Below are 19,850 nucleotides of genomic sequence, written 5' to 3' on the forward strand. Positions count from 1 at the left end.
TGAAACGACTCAGCGCCGATGATAGTGTGGTTCTTCCATGTGAAAGTAGGTCACCGCCAAACACTCATTCCGAAGCCCCCGACTGATGTCGGGGGCTTTTTACATGCCTGTCGGTTCTGTCGGTTTGGCGGCAGAATTGGGGTAACAGGTGTTGGGGTCAAACATTGGGATAGTGATGTGCCGGTGTTTATGGAGTATTCGTGCATCTTAGTATTGGAATCGGAAATATTTACCCTGTTGTTATTCTTGCACAAAAGTACCGAAAGTTACGGTTAACCGTTTGGAATGTTTGAAATCGAACGGTATTTGCGTTAATATGTCGTATGCATTTATATGGAATAGGGCCGTGTTCTACTGTCGTGTGCAGTGTCGGCGGGGTAGGGAAAACCGTCCTGCAGACGGCCCGGTTGATTCAATCTGACACGTTATAGGAAAACCCTGATGAAGAAATTTTTATTTGGTGTAGTTGCCGCCGTGTGTACGGCATTCTCTTTGGCCGCCGTGAACGTCAATACGGCCTCTTCTGCGGAACTGGAGGCATTGCCGGGTATCGGTCCGGCTAAGGCGAAGGCGATTGTGGAATACCGTCAGAAGAACGGTGCGTTCAAATCGGTGGAGGAGCTGAAAAACGTGAAGGGCATCGGTGATGCGGTGCTGAACAAGTTGAAGGCGGAGGCGACGGTTTCTTCTGCCGCGCCTAAGGCCGCCCAGCCTGCCGTGAAAAAATAAGCCGGACTCTGTCTGTATGCCGCCCTGCGGCCGAACCGTTTGCCGGTTGGGCCCGGGGCGGCTTTGTTTGGGGATGGGGATGAAGCTTGAACCAATGGGAGGATTCCATTGGGTAAAGGGATAACGGCTAAGGTGTTTCCTGTCGGATAGAGATATAACAGATAAAGGGAATAAGGATATGTATTTAAAGGCATTTGACGGAAAACGGAATGGGGCAACTGTGCAGAGGGGGTATTCTTTGGTACAGCTGTTGGTGGTGATGCTGCTGGTTTCGATCTTGGCGGCGGCGGCCTTTACAGCCTATCGGGAATCGGTCCGTTCGGCCAACCTGCGTGCGGCGCATGCCGCGCTGCTGGAAAATGCGCGCTTTATGGAGCAGTTCTATGCGAAAAAGGGCAGCTTTAAGCTGACGTCGACGAAGTGGCCGGAATTGCCGGTGAAGGAGGCGGGAGGTTTCTGTATCAGGATGAGCGGTCAGGCTAAAGGTATCCTGGAGGGTAAGTTTACCTTGAAGGCGGTGGCGCTGGACAGGGAGGCGGAGCCGAGGGTGCTGCGCTTGAACGAGTCGCTGACGGCGGTGGTGTGCGGGAAGATGAAGGGGAAGGGCAGCTGTACGGACGGTGAGGAGATATTTAGGGGCAATGATGCGGAGTGTCGGCCTTTTACGGGGTAGAAACCTGATCTAAAGGGAGGAAGCGAATAAAGAAAAAGGACGTGGGGTACACGTCCTGGGAGAGGGTAGTTTAATTGTTCCAGCTAACACAACCAACCTCAGTTAGTTAAGGAAGGAGATGAAATATTTAGTCTTATCAGATTGGCACACTATCAATTTTCAGACGGCCCTTTGTTATAATTCTCTCTTTACCTGAACATAAAACAGGCCGTCTTATGGAAGTCATCCAATATCCCAATTCTCCGTTTAAACTCCATCAGCCGTTTCCTCCTGCCGGTGACCAGCCCACCGCCATTGCCGGCCTGCTCGAAGGGCTTTCAGACGGCCTTGCCTATCAAACCCTGCTCGGTGTAACCGGTTCGGGCAAAACCTATACAATGGCGAACGTCATCGCCCAAAGCGGCCGCCCCGCCATCATCATGGCGCACAACAAGACCCTTGCCGCCCAGCTCTACGCCGAAATGCGCGAGTTTTTCCCCGAAAACGCGGTGGAATATTTCGTCTCCTACTACGACTATTACCAACCCGAAGCCTATGTACCCAGCCGCGATTTGTTCATCGAAAAAGACAGCGCGATCAATGAACACATCGAGCAAATGCGCCTTTCCGCCACCAAAAATCTAATGACGCGCGACGATGTGATTATCGTCGCCACCGTGTCTGCCATTTACGGTATCGGCGATCCGACCGAATATCAACAAATGGTGTTGTCCGTCAAAGAAGGCGACACCATCGAGCAGCGCGACATCATCGCCACGCTCGTTTCCATGCAATACGAACGCGGCGATTTGGACTTCAAACGCGGCAGCTTCCGCGTACGCGGCGACGTGATTGACGTGTACCCCGCCGAAAGCTCCGAAAACGCCTTGCGCATCAGCCTGTTCGACGACGAAATCGACCGCCTCGATATGTTCGACCCGCTTTCAGGCAGCCTTATCCAACGAGTCGGCCGCTACACCGTCTTCCCGTCCAGCCACTACGTTACCCCGCGCGACACCGTCTTGCGCGCCTGCGAGTCCATCAAAGAAGAACTGCGCGAACGCATCGAATTTTTCGCCCGCGAACAACGCCCCGTCGAGCAACAACGCATCGAGCAGCGCACCCGCTTCGACCTCGAAATGCTCTACGAAATGGGCTTCTGCAAAGGCATCGAAAACTACTCCCGCCACTTCTCCGGCAAAAAAGAAGGTGAACCGCCGCCCACGCTGATGGACTATCTGCCCGACAACGCCATCATGTTCATCGACGAAAGCCACGTTACCGTTACCCAAATCGGCGGCATGTACAAAGGCGACGCATCGCGCAAACAAAATCTCGTGGACTACGGCTTCCGCCTGCCTTCCGCTCGCGACAACCGCCCGCTCAAATTCCACGAATTTGAAAAAGTCATGCCGCAAACCGTCTTCGTTTCCGCCACTCCCGCCAAATACGAAGAAGAACATGCCGGACAGGTGGTCGAACAAGTTGTCCGCCCCACAGGGCTGGTCGACCCCCAAATCATCATCCGCCCCGTCGCCACCCAAGTCGACGATTTAATGAGTGAAATCAACGACCGCATCCAAAAAGGCGAGCGCGTGCTCGTTACCACCCTCACCAAACGCATGGCGGAGCAACTCACCGACTATTACAGCGAACTCGGCATCAAAGTGCGCTACCTGCACAGCGACATCGACACCGTCGAGCGCGTTGAAATCATTAGAGATTTGCGGCTCGGACTGTTTGACGTACTCGTCGGCATCAACCTCTTGCGCGAAGGCTTGGACATTCCCGAAGTCTCCCTCGTCGCCATCCTCGACGCCGACAAAGAAGGCTTCCTGCGCTCCCACCGCAGCCTGATTCAAACTATAGGCCGCGCCGCGCGCAACGTGAACGGCGTCGCCATCCTGTACGCCGACAAAATCACCGACTCCATGAAAGCCGCCATCGACGAAACCGAACGCCGCCGCGAAAAACAAATTAAATTCAACGAAGAACACGGCATCGTGCCGCAGCAGATTAAAAAACAGGTCAAAGACATCATCGACGGCGTGTACCACGAAGAAGACAGCGGCAAAGGTCGTCTGAAAGGCAAAAACAAGGTTAAAGTTGGCGAGATTCACAATGAAGAAGACGCAATTAAAGAAATCGCCAAACTGGAAAAAGCCATGCAGCAGGCGGCTAGGGATTTGCAGTTTGAAGAGGCTGCTGTACTTCGTGATAGAATACGGAATATTAAGGAAAGTTTGCTGTTTTAAATAAATATATACAGCGCAATAAATAAGGTAAATAGATATGTTATTTTATGGATATCAAGTTAAATCCGATCATAGAGATAATTCACATAGAAAAAGTCAATGGAAAATTTGTGAAATTGATGAATTAAAAATTTTTACATTTGGATTTTGTAATAATTGGTGCAGTAAAGAGAACGATGTATTATGGTCTTGTTCAGAAAATTTCCAAGCTATTGGAGTGGAAAGCCAAGAAAACAAAAATGCGGGTAGCCCATATGATAAATTATATTTTGCAAGATTTACTAAAGATGCACAACATATTTGGCACGGATTCCCTATTTCCCAATATAATCAAAATGATGAAGTGCCAAAAAGTATAAAACTTGAAGTAGGAAAATATTTTTCTACCACGGAGTTTAAAGATAAATTTAATAAATGGATGAAAGGAAAGTTGTGATGATTGAGTTAAAAATAGAAGGAAATTATATTGATTCATTTATTTATTCGGGATCATTTTTCTTACTGGATTCAGAGATGAGATTAACATCATTTCCTTGGAAAGATGTTATAAATTGCATTGAAGAAAAAAGTCAAGAAAAAAAACAACTAATTTATAATTATTTTTCAGGGGAAAAATACGATGTTTCTTTAATTAAAGAAGAATCTTTTAACTACATTATTAATAAGGAGAAAATGGATAAAATTTCACAGAAAGAAAGTAATAAACATTGTGTAATAGATTTTGATTACTGGGTAACTGATATTGATATTTATAAGAATACTCTTTTTATATCTAGTCATGAGGGAATAGATAATTTTGCTACAAATCGGCAAGAATTACGAAAAGGGGAACCTAAATTTGAATTTTTTCCTCAGCAAAAAAATAAGCTTACTGAGCAAAAAGTTTTTGATATAACTGTTGGAAATTATTCCAGATTAATTGCTACCTGCGGTAAAGATGGTGCATTGCAAATTAATATGAAAAGCAAGGATGAGAAAGGAGGATTATTTGAATTATCAACAGATATATACCAACTTAGTGATGATATTTGGATAAACTGTGATTGGGATAGTGAAATTGGTATTGCTGTTATTAAGAATAAATTGAAACAAGAATTTTTTAAATTTAATACTATAAATAAAGATGAAATTATTTCTGATGAAAGTGGAAAAATTCTATTTGAAAAACTAAACAAAGAAAATAAAAGAAAAGTAATACAAGAAAAGCATCCTGAAAAAATGATAAAAAAAGATGATGTTATAAATAGTTGGATTGTAGAAGAAAATGGAAATAAAAAAATTGTTTTTCTTGATATAGATCTTAATTTCCATCAATTAAACTTAGATAACTTTGTTGAAGAGCAATCTAATATACAAGCGGAATTTGAAATGACGGACTTTTCTAATTTACATAGAGATTTAATTTTAGAAACTCAAAAGACTGATTTTGGGATTGTTATTGAAACTCTAGATAAATTATTTTTTATTCCTAATTTGTATAGTGGAAATAAAATTAATAAACCTTTTTCTCTTAATTGTGTAACTAATTGGAGAACTTTTCCAAAATCAAAAAATTATAGAAATCAGTTGCATATAGTTCAAAATGATCATGTATCAATAATCGGTGTTAACCTTGAATAACAAAACAAGCAAGCCGTAGCCTGTGTAGATAGCAAGCGTAGCAAGCGTAGGTTGGGTCAAGACCCAACAAAACTGTTCAATTTCGCAAAATGTTGGATTTGCAACCCAACCTACATTTTGCTCAAGTGGCACATAATAAAAAGGTCGTCTGAAAACCGATTTAACGTTTTCAGACGACCTTTGTTTCATTCCAAACAACAAATATAATCGCTTAAAGACTGGTTTCTTCCTGTTGGTTCAACACCCAACAAAATCCATTTTAAAAAGACCCCTCCCATCATGACCTATCCGCAAGCCCTGCAACAACTTCAATACTGGCTGACAAGCAGCCAAGCATCTCAAGCTAACCATCTGAATTTCAATGTACATCCCCTTTCAACCGATGAATTGCAGGCGATACGCGAATATACGCAAAATAGGCTACCTGAAAGCTATTATTTATTTTTACAGCAATGCGGCACGGGAGATTTTTTCTATTCATGGTACACCAGCGTGATCGATCAAACCGTATCGCAAACGCCCAAAATAGAAATCTACAACCTCGCCCAACTGCAAGAACAAAATCTCTATTACCAACAACTATTACGCGAAGAACTCGACGACCTACCGCCCGACGAACACCCCGACATAGGCGAAATCTTTATCATCGGCGCGCATGACAGCATGGGAGATTGGTTCGGCTTCGATTTGTCCCGTGCCGAACCCAACTTCGATATTTTTATCCACGATGCTGCCAATCCCGCCACCTATGCCGAAGAGGCCCAATGGCGACAGTTTGAAGATTGGATCATCCGTTGCGTGGAAAGTGAGGGAGAAGATACGCTTTAAATGGTGGCATAAGTAAAACACAGTGAGGTAAAGTGGGTACTCATTAGCCATGTATTTCTGCTAACCATGCTTGAGTGGCTACGCCAAACAATAAGGCCGTCTGAAAACCATTTAAAGTTTTCAGACGGCCTTATTGTTTATTCACTCAAAACCTAACAGTCAAACTCGGCAATCACTGGCGCGTGGTCGCTGGGGCGTTCTTGGGCGCGGGTTTCTAGGTCGACGGTGACGTCGGTAAGGGTGGCGGCGAGTTCGGGGCTGCTGAGGATGTGGTCGATGCGCAGGCCGAGTTTGCGTTGGAACATGGCGCCGCGGTAGTCGAACCATGTGTAGAACGTGCCTTCGGGGTGGATTTTGCGCAGGCTATCGGTCAGGCCGAGGTCGAGCAGGTTTTTAAACCATTGTCTTTCGATGGAGGAGCAATGGATTTTTTCGTGCCATTTTTCGGGGTCGTAGCAGTCGGCATCGGCAGGGGCGATGTTGAAGTCGCCGAGCAGGACGAGTTTGGGGTGTGCGGCCATTTCGGCGCGGACGAACTCAGTCAATGCGGCAAACCATTGTTCTTTGTATTGGAATTTTGGGCTGTCCAGGGCTTCGCCGTTGACGCAATAGACGTTGATGATGCGCACGCCGTTGATGGTGGCGGCGATGACGCGGCGTTGCGGGTCGTCGGGGAGGGCGGGCAGGCCGCAATGTACGTCTTGCGGCTCGTGGCGGCTGATGATGGCGACGCCGTTGTAGGTTTTTTGGCCGCTCCAGACGCAATGCCAGCCCATCATTTGCAGGGCGGCAGCCGGGAATTTGTCTTGGTCGAGTTTGAGTTCTTGTAAGGCGAGTATGTCGGCTTGGTGGTCGGCCAGCCAGTTTTGTACTTGGGGCAGGCGGACGTTGAGGGAATTGACGTTCCAAGTGGCGATTTTCATGATGTTTCCGTGTGTGCTATTGGGTGGGAAGGCGGCGGATTGCGCCTGTGGACATGGGCGGTATTGTATAGTGGATTGGTTTATTTTTCGATATGGGCTGAAAGTGGCAGGCCGTCTGAAAGCTGATGTTTCAGACGGCCTTGATGTTGTGATGTGGAATAATTTGTTTATTCGGCTTGGTCTTTGAGTGTGCGCAGGGTATTGAGGATGGTGGTGGCTTCTTCGGAGATGATGCGGTATTCGATGATGCGGTGGTAGCGTGTGAAATCGATGATGCCTTCGGTGCGCAGGCGTGCGAGATGGTTGGCGATGCCGGTCGGGGAGGAGTCGAGCGCTTGTGCCAGTTCGGTAATGCTGCGGTCGCCGTTAAGCAGCAGAAAAAGGATGGCCATGCGTTCGGGGTTGGCAATCAGTTTGAGAATGGTAGAGAGACGCTTGATTTCCATATTATTGTTCCTTTTGTCTGTTATATGAATGCTTGATTTGGGTTAAATTTGGATGATTGTAGTTTTTATTAAGATTAACCTTATAATTCAAACTCTTACCTTGCAGTGTACACGGTTTTGTAAAATTTGAGGGCATTGTTTTGCAATTTTTTGTTCATTTTCGATATTTTGCTTCGGTTGCAAAAATGGATTGAAAAGAGACGAAAAGGCCGTCTGAAATGTTCCGTTGCAGATGATTTTGCTGACGGATGTTTCAGACGGCCTTTGATTTGGCTTTAAGTTGTTTTTTCTTTTATGTTTGTTTTGAATCAGCCGATTGATTGTTTTTAAACAAACAACTAGGTTTTATGATTCTATGCTTAGGACTACACGCCAAAGGCTTGTCAGATGCTTGGATGTGTTGTCGAAATGCGACTACTTTTTCTTCCAGCCTGCGGTCATGGCGAAGGTGATGGGGTCGTAGTATTTCGGCAGCTTGGACGGAATGCCCACATCGTTACGGTACACGACGCGGTAGCGGTCTGCGAACCAGTTTGGAACGATGGTGTATTGGTGGCGGATCAGTCGGTCGAGCGCGCGCGAGGTGGTTTGCAGCTCTTGGCGGTTGGTAAAGCTGTTGAAATGGGTCAACAGTTTTTCAACCGCAGGATGACAGACACCGGATAGATTGCGGCTGCCTTCGGTTTTGGCGGCGGCGCAGCTGAAGTAGTCGTATTGCTCGTTGCCGGGGCTTTCGCTGTTGCCGTAGTAGCCTGTGGTCACGTCAAAATCGAAGTCGTTCATGCGTTTTTGGTACACGGCGGAATCGGCGGTGCGCACGTTCATGGTAATGCCGATTTTGGCGAGGTCGCTCTGCCATTTGGAGGTAATGCGTTCGTAGTTTTTGCTTGGTGCGAGGAATTCAAAGGTCAGCGGTTTGCCTTGTTTGTCGACTGCTTTGCCGTTTTTGTATTGATAGCCGCCTTTTTCAAGCAGGGCGCGTGCTTTGAGCAGGTTCGGGCGCACGCCCAGTTTGGGGTCGGTAACCGGCGGCATAGGGACGTCTTGATCCAATACGCCGTCGGGCAGCTTGGTGCCCAATGATTTGAGCAATGCGGTTTCCGCGCTGTCCGGCTTGCCGGTTGCGGCCATGGTGCTGTTGGTGAAGAAGCTGTCGGTGCGGCGGTATGCGCCGTAGAAGATGCGGCGGTTGACGCTTTCGTAGTCGAAGCTTTCAATCAAGGCGCGGCGGACGTAAATATTGTCCAAGGGCTTGTGGCGCATATTGATGACGAAGCCTTGCATGCCGGCCGTGCTGTTTTGTATCCATTCGTGTTTGGACAGATTGCGTTTTTTGAGGACTTCGTCGGAGTAGGCGCGCGCCCAGTTGCGGGCGACGTTTTCTTGTACGAAGTCATATTGGCCGCCTTTCAGCCCTTCGATGCGGACAACTTCGTCTTTGACGTATTTGATGCGGATGTGGTCGTAGTTGTAGCGGCCTTTGCGCACGGGCAGATTTTGCGCCCAGTAGTTTTTGTCGCGGACAAACTCGCTGATGCGGCCGTTTTCGGCTTTGGCAAAACGGTAGGGGCCGGAGCCGATCGGCAGGCTGTTGGGAGCGGCTGCCAGGCCTTTGGGATAACTTTTATGCGAGAAGACGGGCAGGCTGCCGAGAATCATGTGCAATTCTGAGTTGCGCTGCTTGAAGCGGAACACGACGGTGCGATCGCTGGGCGTTTCCACCTTGGCTACGTCGCTCCAGTAGAAGTGGTACATGGGGGCGGCGGCTTTGTCTTTGGTCAGGATGTTAAATGAAGCGGCAACGTCTTTGGCCAAAACGGGATCGCCGTTGTGGAATTTGGCTTTGGGGTTGATTTTGAAGGTAACGGAAAGGCCGTCCGGCGCCAGGGCGATGTCTTCGGCAATCAGGCCGTAAACGGCGTAAGGTTCGTCCATGCTTTGCTCGGTCAGAGTGTCGAGCGTCAGCATGCTGATGCCGTATTCGTGGTTGCCTTTGAGGGTAAAGGGATTGAGCGTGTCAAAAGCACCGAGGAAAGGCGTGGTAAACGTGCCACCTTTCGGGGCGTTGGGATTGACGTATTCGAAAGCGGTGAAGTTGGCCGGATATTTCGGTGGTTGGCCAAGGCTTACGCCGTGGGCGGCAAAAGCGGCAGATGGAATCAGACCGAGCAGCGAGAGTAGGGCTGGTGTTTTCATCTATTTTTCCTTGTAGGTTGAATGTAGTATTCAGTAGTGTGCTGATTATAGCAAAGGCCGTCTGAAACTTGATATTTTTGCTTTCAGACGGCGTCAGGTTTAAGAGGATTGTTTTTTCGTATGGGCACTGAACTCGGCCAGCGTCATGTTCAAGGTTTCCAAGCAGGGTTGCATAATGTGGTCAACCGTTTGATTGACCTTGTCTTTATTAAGCGTTTGCGGACGGTAGACAAAGAGTTTGAACAGCTCCGCCAAGTCGATGGACTCCGCCCCCATTTTCAAGACCCAGCCCTGACGGCCGGAATAGACATAACCGTGTCGCGCCAGCTTTTCTAAAAGCTCGCCCAATTCGTCAAAGCCCATATTGATATGCCGTCTGAACTCCTGCACCGGCAATGCCTTGCCGCTTTGTTGGGCAGAATCGAGCAGCAGCAGGATTTTCAATACATCGTCAAAGCGGCCGCGCGCATCCAGACTGCGGCGGAACGCTTCGCCGCGCCAGTAGGACAGGGACGAGGTCAAAACCGCGCCACCCAATACCAGCGTCCATAACAGGTTGAGCCACAACAGGAAAAACGGTACCGCGGCAAATGCGCCGTAAATCGATTTGTAGCCGTCAAAGTTGCCCATATACCAAGCGAACAAAAAGCGTGCCGTTTCCAAGCAAAACGCCGTTACGGCCGCGCCGACCAAAGCATGGCTGGCAGGCACGAAACGGTTGGGCACAAAGCGGTATAAACCCCACAGCAGCAGCGTAATAAATGAAACCGTAGTGATGACCCTCAGCCATTCCGAACCGCCCACTACTTGCACCTGACCGATCACGACCGACAAGCCCACGCCCAAAGACAAAGGCCCAAACGTCAGCAACGCCCAATACACCAAAAACTGCATCATCCAAGGCCGTTGCGAATTGACGCGCCAAATCCGGTTGAACGCATTGTCTATCGTCCGAATCAACATCAGCGAGGTTACGACCAACATCACACTGCCGATCGCCGTCAGATTGGTAGCCTTATCGCGGAATGCATTGATGTAGTCAAACACCATGTCCGCGCCCTGCGGAACGATGGTGCGGTTGATAAAAGAGATAAATTCCCCCGACCATTGGTCGAAAACAGGGAAGGCAGAAGCGATGACGACCATCACCGTCAACACGGGTACTAAAGCCAAAAGCGTTGTAAACGTCATGCTTGCCGCCACCTGCGGCACGCGCTCCTCATCAAAACGGCGCACGACAAACCAAGCGAACGCCACGCCTTTACTCTTTAAAAAACCTTGCCACCATTGCGAAAACGGCATAACCTTTTCCCTCTTTTAAATTGAAATTTCTTCTTTTCAGACGGCCCGAGTATTTAAAAGGCCGTCTGAAACCTGATAGCATTGTAACGGAAACCCCAAATGAACCCAAATCCTCTGAAAATCCTCGTTCTCTTTTATTCCCAAAATGGCAGCACGCGCAACCTTGCCCGCCAAATCGCACGCGGTATCGAAAGCGTGGACGGTTGCGAAGCCGTGTTGCGTACCGTTCCCAAAGTTTCCACCGTTTGCGAAGCCGTTGAAAAAGCCATTCCCGACGAAGGCGCGCCCTACGCGACTGCCGACGACCTCAAAAACTGCGCCGGCCTTGCGCTCGGCAGCCCAACACGTTTCGGCAATATGGCCGCCGCAATGAAATACTTTATTGACGGCACCATTCCCCTTTGGCTCGGCGCAGAACTCGTCGGCAAGCCTGCCACCGTATTCACCAGCACATCTTCTCTGCACGGAGGCCAAGAAAGCACCCTGCTGACCATGATGCTGCCCCTGTTGCACCACGGCATGGTCATCAGCGGCATTCCATATACCGAGTCTGCGCTCAGCAATACCCAAAGCGGCGGCACGCCTTATGGCGCAAGTCATGTTTCCGGCCATGACAGCAAGCCGGCATTGACTGCCGAAGAAAACGATATTGCCTTTGCACAAGGTAAACGTTTGGCAGAATTGGCACGAAAATTGGCAGACTGATTACCTTGTAATAAAAAGATTAAGGCCGTCTGAAAACCTGATGATGCGGGTTTTCAGACGGCCTTTTTAGTTAATTAGGACTAGCTTAAAAATAAATATTTTGAATTAAACGAACTACTTAGAAAATAGTGATTAGAACATAGTTTCATCGGACTACATCTTTTTGATAGAATCTGCCACCAAATTGAAACATCAGCTAATTGGAGAGGCTATGTCACTACCTGTATTTCCCTATGGCAAATTAAGCTTTGCCGTCAGTCTGGCGCTGTGTTCGGCGTATTCTTTCGCAACCGAAGTAGAAAATACCCAGCCGCAAGAACGTGTCGATTTACCGACAGTTACCGTCCAAGGTGTCGGAAAACAGACTACTTCCAACTACACTATTCCTGCTTCCTCTGCCGCAACAGGCATCCGCCTGACCCAGCGCGAAACGCCGCAGTCCTTGTCTGTCGTTACCGAAAAACAAATGGACGACCAAGGTTTGGATACCTTACAGGACGTGTTGAAACAAACGCCGGGCGTGTTCCACAGCAAAATGGGCAACAACGTATCCGGCCACAGCCAGTTTATTTCGCGCAGTCAGGCGATTGACAGCATTTCCGTGGACGGCGCGCCCAAATTCCTTTACGACGGTAAAGCCATCCGCCGCGGCACCAACAATCTGGACAGCGCATTGTACGAACAAGTCGTCGTCGTACGCGGCGCAAGCGGTTTGTCCAACGGCGGTATGGGCGAGCCGGGCGGTACGGTTGCGTTGGAACGCAAAAAACCGACTGCCAAGCCTGCCGTCAGCGTAGAAGCCGGTGTCGGTTCGTGGAACCACTACCGCTTCGTCCTTGATGCCAATCAGCCTTTGAATGCAGACAATACCTTGCGCGGCCGCGCTATTTTGGTCAGCGACCACGGAGGCGATTACCTGCCGAACACTTCGCGCCACAATCACACTTTCTACGGTACGTTGTCTTACGATATCACGCCGCAAACCCAATGGCGCATCGGTACGGAAATACACCGTTTCCGCAATACCGGCAGCTCGCGTTTCAGCTACCTGACCGCAGCAGGTTCGCGCCGTACTGGATTCATACCATTTGAGTCTTCGCCACGCAGCAATTCTTCCGCACGCTGGGCATACGGCAAAGACACCAGTGCCGAAGTATTCACTTCCCTCAGCCATGAGTTTGATAACGGCTGGAAACTGACAGGCGATTACAGCCATGTTTCGGGTAAAAACGACATCGTTTCAGGCATTGCCGGTACATTTGAAATCAATCCCGATTACTCTGCACTTTTCACTTCAGACCGCGACCGCAGCAAATACCGTGATCAGAATTTTGCGCTGGCCTTGGACGGCCATTATCCAGCGCTGGGCCGCTCGCACGAGTTCAATGTCGGCATCAGCTATCAGGACAACAAAGAAAACCTGTCTTTCTATGAAGAAGGCGAGTCGATGATTCCCGATTTGCGTAAATTTGACGGCAACATCGCCAAACCCGATATGCCGTATCTGCGCGATGGTTTTTCACGCATGAAAAACCTGTCGGTTTACGGCTCGACCCGTTTCAAACTGACCGACAAGCTCGCCTTTATCGGCGGCGGCCGTTTTGTGGATTGGCGTTACCGTTACAGCACCAGCCGTAACAAATTCGCACACAGCAGCCACAAACAAAACGTTTTCATTCCTTATTTGGGCGTAACCTACGACATCGGCGACAATCTGACCGCCTATGCGTCTTACACCACCATCTTCCGTCCGCAAGTGCGTTACCTGACCAAAGACGGCGCAGCGCTCAAACCGCAGCGCGGCAAAACCTACGAGACCGGTTTGAAAGCCTCATGGTTTGAAGGCCGTCTGAATGCTTCCGCCTCCGTCTTTATGAACAAACGCGACCATTTGGGCGTGGTTGCAGGCAAATTTGCGAATGGCGAGGAATACTACCGCGCAGCCGACAACACCACGACAAAAGGCGTGGAGCTCTCTGTCGGCGGCCGCCTGAGTGACAAATGGCTGCTGAATGCGTCTTATGCACGTTCCAAAATCAAAGACAGCGAAGGGGTTCAACTGCATCCGTCTTATCCCGTTCATTTGTTCAAACTCTTTACCGCGTATGACGTAACCGACCGTTTGAACCTGGGGGGCAACGTCAACTGGCAAAGCCGCAGCCATACGCTGGACGAATACCCCGCAGACATCAATCCGGCTGCCGCCGCTGCATTGACCCAACGCCCATACGCCACGCTGGACTTGACCGTACATTACAAAATCGGCAAATCCACCCGCATCGGTTTAGACTTTGAAAACGTGTTCAACAAACGCTACCGCACCATGCCGGATATTCACGTCTACGGCACGCCGCGTAGTGTGACTGCAACGGTTAAACATACGTTTTAATTGAAAAGAAAAGTAGGAGAGGTCGTCTGAAAACCTGAGTGATCGGGGTTTTCAGACGGCCTGAATTTTTTCGGACATATTGTTTTAATGTCAAACCTGACTAAAAATTGCTCGGGATCTTGAGCAAAGAAATCAAAATGACAGACACAAAAAAGACCGGAACATATCCGGTCTTTTTAATGATGTCGCACTTACGCTTTATGACCTTTCGCTTCGGCAAGCAGGGCCAGCAATTCTTCAGTCGTATCCCAACCGATGCAGGCATCCGTAATACTTTGACCGTAAACTTCAGGCTTGTCCTGACGTCCTTCAACCAAGTGGCTTTCCACCATCACGCCCATGATGTTTTCTTCACCGGCTTTCAGCTGCGCCGCAACATCGCGCGCTACATCCATTTGTTTGCGGAAGTCTTTACGGCTGTTGGCATGGCTGCAGTCCACCATCAGTTTGCTGCTCACGCCGGCTTTTTGAAGCTGCGCAACCGCGTCTTTAACGTGCTCCGCGCTGTAATTAGGCTCTTTACCGCCACGCAAAATCGCATGGCAGTCAGGATTGCCGCTGGTGTGGACAATCGCGGAATGACCGGCTTTGGTTACAGACAGGAAGTGGTGCGGATGATTGGCGGCACCGATGGCGTCGATGGCGATTTTCAGATTGCCGTCCGTACCGTTTTTAAAACCGACAGGGCAGGAGAGGCCGCTGGCCAATTCGCGGTGTACCTGGCTTTCAGTCGTACGCGCCCCAATCGCGCCCCAAGAAATCAGGTCGGCGTAGTATTGCGGCGTAATCATGTCCAAGAATTCAGTCGAAGCAGGCATGCCCATTTCGTTCAAAGTCAGCAACAACTGACGTGCTTGGCGCAGGCCGTAGTTGATGTCAAACGTACCGTCCAAGTGCGGATCGTTAATCAGACCTTTCCAGCCAACGGTTGTACGCGGTTTTTCAAAATACACGCGCATTACAATCAGTAGCTCTTTCTCATATTTTTTGCGCAAGGGCAGCAATTTTTGCGCATATTCTACCGCCGCCTTAGTATCGTGAATCGAGCATGGGCCGATGATGACCAGCAAACGGTTGTCGCGGCCGTGAACTAAATCTGAAATCTCATGACGTGTTTTATAAACCAAATTGGCAACCTGAGGCGTAACAGGCAGCTCATACAAATGCGCGATTGGAGGGAGTAACTCTTTGACTTCTTTGATCTTAATGTCATCGGTAGGGTGGTGTTGGGACATGATGGACTCTCTTGTTTATTTTTGATACAGATTACAGGTTTTAGCAGAATTAAACAAGGCTTAGTTTTTTGTTTTAGCAATTTTATTCTAAAATTTCTTTATTTTAATTATTTTATAGAATTTAAAATTAGTTTATTTGTAAAAATTAATATTTAATTCTATTAAAAAATTTCATTTATATAATAAAGGGCTTTGGGTTTTTATCAAAATACAGGCCGTCTGAAAATGTTCAGACGGCCTGAAGTCTTACATAGACCAAAAATTGAGAAGCGTGAAGGCTATCGGTATTGTTCCAGCAAGGGCGAAGAGAAAGGAGTCCAATACACACCTTTAAGGCCGCTTTCAACCAATTTGTCATTCAACCAAGTGTTACAAGTATTGAATAAATGATAGCGTCCTTTGGCTTCGTAAAAAGCATCGTTAGACTGATGATGGATTCCTTTTAGCAAGATGGGTTGCCCATTTTCTTGTTGAAAACCGGCCAAGAGCGATTTTGTTAAATTCCTGTATTGCTCAGCCGTGACCAAAAATTTGACGACGTGGCTATTTTCTCGTGGTTCAAAAGGATAATAAGTAACATGAATCAGCGTACGGTTCAGCCCGCTTAATGCACCTAAAGCATTGGAGAAAGTCAAATCTTTCCACTCAGGCGTGTATAAATAAAAATTGCGCTCCCCCCAGCCTAAACCGATATGCGTTATCTGAGGATCAGCAGTGAGCGTGTCTTTTGGATTGACGACATCCGACCAATCAAAAATATCATTCTTCAGCGGCATGACTACATCAGTATGCACACCGTTACTGACTAAAAATAAAGTAATTTCCCCTTTAGGCTGCTCTTCATTAAGCGGCAACGAAGCCATCATCCAAGCAGATAAAAAATACAATAGGGCAAAAATAGGGATAATCAGCGCTATTTTGCCGATTTTCTTGAGGATGTGGAGAAAGGAGCGCATTCGTTTTTTTAAAGGCAATTAAGTTTGAAGGTGTGTATTTTCCATTAAATTTGTACTTTTTTCATTAGAAATGAGTGGGTGGTAGGTATCTTGCGATTAATGATAAAAATGGTTGTTTAATTTAAATAAAAGAAAGGCCGTCTGAAAAAGTTTAGACGGCCTTTCTTTAATTAAAACGGGATACTAAATCTCATCTCAATCTATGTTGCGAACGATTATTTTGTAGAGCTGCTGACTTGCTTCATCCAGGTAAACAGGTCGTCTAAGTCATAATCACCGCCGTGGCCGACATCCCAAGGCAGGGCGTAATCGACGGTTTGGCCGTTGTTTTGCAGTTTGGCGGCTAAGACGGCGGAGACTGCCAGTGAGGTGTCGCGGTCGTTGGTGCCGACGCGGATGCGCCAGTTTTGCGGCAGGTTCACGCCCGGTTTGCCGATGTAGTTGAGCGGGTTCATGATTTTGATGGTTTCTTCATCTGCGATTTCGGCGTTGGAGGCGGTGTTGTGTTGCATGGAGAACGCGGTGAAGTGGCGTTTATCGACGGTATTGGTGCCGAAGAGTTGGTTTTCGCCTGTGCTTAAATCTACGCCGTCAAAGGCCGGCGGTGTTTTTTGGCGGCCGGCGGCTTTGGCGTAAGCATCGAAATCGACGGAGATAACTTTGCCTTTGCGGATGGTCAGCCAAGTGCGGTCGCTCAGGTCTTTGCCTGCATCAAGTTGGGCTTGTGCGGATTTGGCAAGTAAACCGGCAATATGGTTTTTAAAGCTGCCGTTGCCTTGGGCGTCCAGTGTCAGGGGTTTGCCTTCGGGGGATTTCAGGTTCAGGCTGTTGAGGTATGCGGGGTATAGGGGTTTGAGGAGGTCGGACAGTTTTTTCTCGTCATCGGTCAGCGTGCCTGCGACCAGCTCGCGTTTGACGCGGTAGTCGAGCATGGAAATGTTCATTTTTCTGTAGTCATTGATACCGTTGAACTGCCATTCGTAAGCCATATCGGCATGGTCCAAATCGGTAATCGGGCAGTATGCGGATACGGCGAAAACTTTGTCGCTGCCGTCTGCCGCGCCTAAGGCTTTGAGGTGGTTTTCGTAATCTTTTTGGTCGGCTGTTGCGCCTAAGAGGGCGGACATCGCTCCGCCTGCGCTTGTGCCGTTGGAAATGATTTTTTCGGCATCGCCGGGCATGACTTTGTCGTTGGCTTTCAGGTAACGGACGGCGGCTTTCAAATCGACAATAGCGGCAGGTACTTTGCCGGTGGGTTCTGTTCGGCCGCGTGCGCCAGGGGAGGCGACGACGTAGCCTTTGGAGAGGGCAACCAGGGCGGCGTTAGGAGATTTTTGGCTGTCTTCAGGCTCGCCGCGTTTGCCTTCTAAAGCGGGTTTGCCCGGTTCAGCCGGCATATAGCCGCCGATTTGGTTGGGCAGGAAAATCGGTGCGGTTTCGGCATTGAAACCGTCTATCTCGCCGCCGTTGTAATAGGCTTCGGGTACATAAATATTGATGATTTCGTAACGAGTATCGACAGGATTGCGGACGTAAACCACGCCTTCGTAAGCGCGGAATTTAACCGCCTGACCGTTCACTTCGATGCTTTGTTCGGTGTATTTTTGTTTGGAGAAGTCTAGGTCGTAGGTATCTGCGGTTTTGACGGAAGCGCAGGCGCTCAATCCCAGCGCGACAGAAACGGATAAGAGGGTTTTGTTTAGGGCGTTCATCATCATACTTTCTGAAGAGGTAAGCGGATATGATAATGAATACTAAGGCCGTCTGAAACGCCAAGTTGGGTTTCAGACGGCCTGCTTTTTTTGTAGCGTTATGTAGTGTTGTACGTTACGTTGTAAAGTAATATGGGCTTAAATTTCATCTATTTGATAAATATGAATTTAATAAGAAATTATACCTTAAAAAATCTATTTATCCGGTATCTGTAAAAGTTTGAATCTGTCTTGTAAATAAGTATGCAGGACAGGCATTTTTGCTTTATCTACAGATTGATTCTACTTGTCAGAACGTTTTGCTCAATTCGACAAACATTTTGGTTTTGCCGTATTCGTAGAACTTGTCGTTGCTCCATGTTTTGTTGTGGGCAATGGTCAGGCGCGGGGTGATGCCTTTGAAATGGAGGGCGCGGTGCCATACGCTCAGGGAGGCGGAGGCTTCTTTGTCGCGGCGGTTTTGTTCGTTGCTGAAAACCCCGGGGGCTTGGTAACGGCGTTGGGCGGCGCTGAGGCGTAGGACGGTGGAGAGGCCTTTGGGCCATTCTTGTCCCCATGTGGTGCGCAGGGCGTAGCGGTTGAAGCTGTCGCCTTTGTCGTCGCGGTTGCGTTCGCGGTAGAGGTCGATACCGGCTACCCAGTATTGGCGTGCGTTGCGGTAGTACACGATGGAGTTGCTGAGCAGTTGGCTGGTATTGTTGGAATGCTCGCGGCGGCTGTTTTTCAGACGGCCTGCTTCAAATGCGCTGAGGGTTTGCAGCTTGGGTTGCCACCAATGGTTGTAGTGGAGGCGTGCGCCGCTGGTGTAGGTGTAGGGGTCGTTGCCGTAGAAGCGGCGCTCGTGGAACGGGGTCATGCCGACGTCGTTGCGCTGGTCGGCATAGCCGATGCCTGCTGAGAAGCGTGTGGTGAGGTCGTTGTAGTTGGTGTGTTTGGGGTAGATTTTGCCGTAATGGTCTGCGCCTACCGTGGCATAGAAGCCGCGTGGCAGCGACCATTTTTTTTCTGCGCCGATTTGATAGTGGATGGCGGTGGCATCGATGGGTTCGGGGAATGTCCAACCTCGGAAGCAGTCGTCGTCGGGATAGACAAGGCGCACGGCGCGGCATTGTTCGTCGCTCAGGTGGTTGCCCAGACGGCGTTGGCTGGGGGCTTGGTTGATGTTTTGTTCGCGCGTGATGTTCAAGCCGGCGTTGAATTGCCATGAGTCGCGTTCGCGCAGGGCTTTGCGGTAGGTTTCGAGGCGTTCTTGCAAGGCAGGCGGGAGGGATTCGGTTTGCAGTTTGTTGAACTGGTCGGCCGCGGCTTCGTTTTGTTTGTCTTCAAACAAGGCGGTCGCAAGCTGCCAGCGGACGGCGGAAGCGTCGGGTTGCTCGGCGATAAAGCGGCGGTAATGGCCGACGGCTTCGGCGGCGCGCCCTTCGGATTGGGCAAGCAAACCTTTGGCATAGCGTGCCATGGCACGGTCGTGTTCGGGCCATTGTTCGTAAATGGGCAAAACGGCTTTGATGCCGGGGATATTGTGGGCGACGACGGCGGAATACATGGCGCGTGCCAGTAATTCGGTGTTGGCAAGCAGGGTGTCGGCATCGACGTCGATGATTTTTTCAGACGGCCTGTTTGTCTGTTCGGCAGGGATATTGTGCGCTTCGGGCTGTTGGGGTTCGGCAGTGTTGACTTGAAGCTCGGGTTTTACGTTGGGCGGCACATCGGCGGCGTAAAGGGAAAGGGGCAGGATGGCGAGGAGGAGCAGACGTTTTTTCATGGCAATGTTGGGGATGTTATCGGTATAAGTGGGCAGATTGTACAATGTTTTGAGTCGGAAATTTTGCAAACCGAGTGCCATTTTATCTGATAAAGACGACAAAAGGCCGTCTGAAAACCGATGGGATTTCAGACGGC

The 19,850-nt window shown here is 49.1% G+C and carries 16 protein-coding genes; 8 read left to right on the forward strand and 8 right to left on the reverse strand.

Going from position 1 to position 19,850, the window contains the following annotated elements; genetic code table 11:
* Positions 1 to 441 precede the first annotated feature (441 nt).
* The 6 genes from ACTHUE_RS02015 (at position 442) to ACTHUE_RS02040 (ending at position 6,084) form a co-directional block, all read left to right on the forward strand.
* Complete coding sequence (locus ACTHUE_RS02015) at positions 442 to 729, forward strand: ComEA family DNA-binding protein (protein WP_049323884.1); 288 nt, start codon at positions 442 to 444, stop codon at positions 727 to 729.
* Positions 730 to 907: 178 nt separating this feature from the next.
* On the forward strand, positions 908 to 1,402 hold the full coding sequence (locus ACTHUE_RS02020; RefSeq protein WP_440361216.1) for a type IV pilin protein: 495 nt from the start codon (positions 908 to 910) through the stop codon (positions 1,400 to 1,402).
* 215 nt (positions 1,403 to 1,617) lie between these two features.
* Positions 1,618 to 3,636 carry an excinuclease ABC subunit UvrB gene (uvrB, locus tag ACTHUE_RS02025; RefSeq protein WP_440360751.1) on the forward strand — a complete coding sequence of 673 codons (2,019 nt, stop codon included), beginning with the start codon at positions 1,618 to 1,620 and terminating at the stop codon, positions 3,634 to 3,636.
* A gap of 37 nt (positions 3,637 to 3,673) precedes the next feature.
* Positions 3,674 to 4,072: a hypothetical protein gene (locus ACTHUE_RS02030; protein ID WP_070584554.1), complete on the forward strand. Its 399-nt coding sequence runs from the start codon at positions 3,674 to 3,676 to the stop codon at positions 4,070 to 4,072.
* A complete protein-coding gene (locus ACTHUE_RS02035) occupies positions 4,072 to 5,256 on the forward strand; it encodes a hypothetical protein (RefSeq protein ID WP_070584556.1) in 1,185 nt (394 codons plus the stop codon). Before ACTHUE_RS02030 ends, ACTHUE_RS02035 begins: the two co-directional genes overlap by 1 nt.
* A gap of 279 nt (positions 5,257 to 5,535) precedes the next feature.
* The gene (locus ACTHUE_RS02040; protein WP_070584557.1) at positions 5,536 to 6,084 is read left to right on the forward strand and encodes an SMI1/KNR4 family protein; all 549 of its coding nucleotides are present in this window, start codon (positions 5,536 to 5,538) and stop codon (positions 6,082 to 6,084) included.
* A gap of 152 nt (positions 6,085 to 6,236) precedes the next feature.
* On the opposite strand, the gene xth is transcribed toward ACTHUE_RS02040, so the two are convergent.
* From xth to ACTHUE_RS02060, 4 genes are all read right to left on the reverse strand, one after another.
* Positions 6,237 to 7,007 carry an exodeoxyribonuclease III gene (gene xth / locus ACTHUE_RS02045; RefSeq protein WP_440361215.1) on the reverse strand — a complete coding sequence of 257 codons (771 nt, stop codon included), beginning with the start codon at positions 7,005 to 7,007 and terminating at the stop codon, positions 6,237 to 6,239.
* A 167-nt stretch (positions 7,008 to 7,174) separates the two neighbouring features.
* Positions 7,175 to 7,453: an ArsR/SmtB family transcription factor gene (locus tag ACTHUE_RS02050; RefSeq protein WP_070460616.1), complete on the reverse strand. Its 279-nt coding sequence runs from the start codon at positions 7,451 to 7,453 to the stop codon at positions 7,175 to 7,177.
* A 414-nt stretch (positions 7,454 to 7,867) separates the two neighbouring features.
* Positions 7,868 to 9,649 (reverse strand): extracellular solute-binding protein, encoded by a 1,782-nt coding sequence (locus ACTHUE_RS02055; RefSeq protein WP_107867892.1) that lies wholly within the window; start codon positions 9,647 to 9,649, stop codon positions 7,868 to 7,870.
* Positions 9,650 to 9,748: 99 nt separating this feature from the next.
* Complete coding sequence (locus tag ACTHUE_RS02060; RefSeq protein WP_107867891.1) at positions 9,749 to 10,951, reverse strand: YihY family inner membrane protein; 1,203 nt, start codon at positions 10,949 to 10,951, stop codon at positions 9,749 to 9,751.
* 99 nt (positions 10,952 to 11,050) lie between these two features.
* On the opposite strand from ACTHUE_RS02060, the gene wrbA reads away from it, so the two are divergent.
* Both wrbA and ACTHUE_RS02070 read left to right on the forward strand, forming a co-directional pair.
* Positions 11,051 to 11,656, forward strand: a complete 606-nt coding sequence (gene wrbA / locus ACTHUE_RS02065; protein WP_004520937.1) for an NAD(P)H:quinone oxidoreductase — start codon at positions 11,051 to 11,053, stop codon at positions 11,654 to 11,656.
* Positions 11,657 to 11,867: 211 nt separating this feature from the next.
* The gene (locus tag ACTHUE_RS02070; RefSeq protein ID WP_440361214.1) at positions 11,868 to 14,045 is read left to right on the forward strand and encodes a TonB-dependent siderophore receptor; all 2,178 of its coding nucleotides are present in this window, start codon (positions 11,868 to 11,870) and stop codon (positions 14,043 to 14,045) included.
* A gap of 191 nt (positions 14,046 to 14,236) precedes the next feature.
* On the opposite strand, the gene aroG is transcribed toward ACTHUE_RS02070, so the two are convergent.
* The 4 genes from aroG to ACTHUE_RS02090 form a co-directional block, all read right to left on the reverse strand.
* Entirely contained in the window at positions 14,237 to 15,280 is a 1,044-nt protein-coding gene (gene aroG / locus ACTHUE_RS02075; protein WP_004520940.1) for a 3-deoxy-7-phosphoheptulonate synthase AroG, read from the reverse strand.
* A 278-nt stretch (positions 15,281 to 15,558) separates the two neighbouring features.
* Entirely contained in the window at positions 15,559 to 16,236 is a 678-nt protein-coding gene (locus tag ACTHUE_RS02080) for a TIGR02117 family protein (protein WP_004520941.1), read from the reverse strand.
* A 215-nt stretch (positions 16,237 to 16,451) separates the two neighbouring features.
* Positions 16,452 to 17,948: a subtype B tannase gene (locus ACTHUE_RS02085; protein WP_191620598.1), complete on the reverse strand. Its 1,497-nt coding sequence runs from the start codon at positions 17,946 to 17,948 to the stop codon at positions 16,452 to 16,454.
* A 289-nt stretch (positions 17,949 to 18,237) separates the two neighbouring features.
* Positions 18,238 to 19,713, reverse strand: a complete 1,476-nt coding sequence (locus ACTHUE_RS02090) for a surface lipoprotein assembly modifier (RefSeq protein WP_283120690.1) — start codon at positions 19,711 to 19,713, stop codon at positions 18,238 to 18,240.
* Positions 19,714 to 19,850: the final 137 nt, after the last annotated feature.

It is taken from the genome of Neisseria sp. P0021.S005, assembly GCF_051956955.1.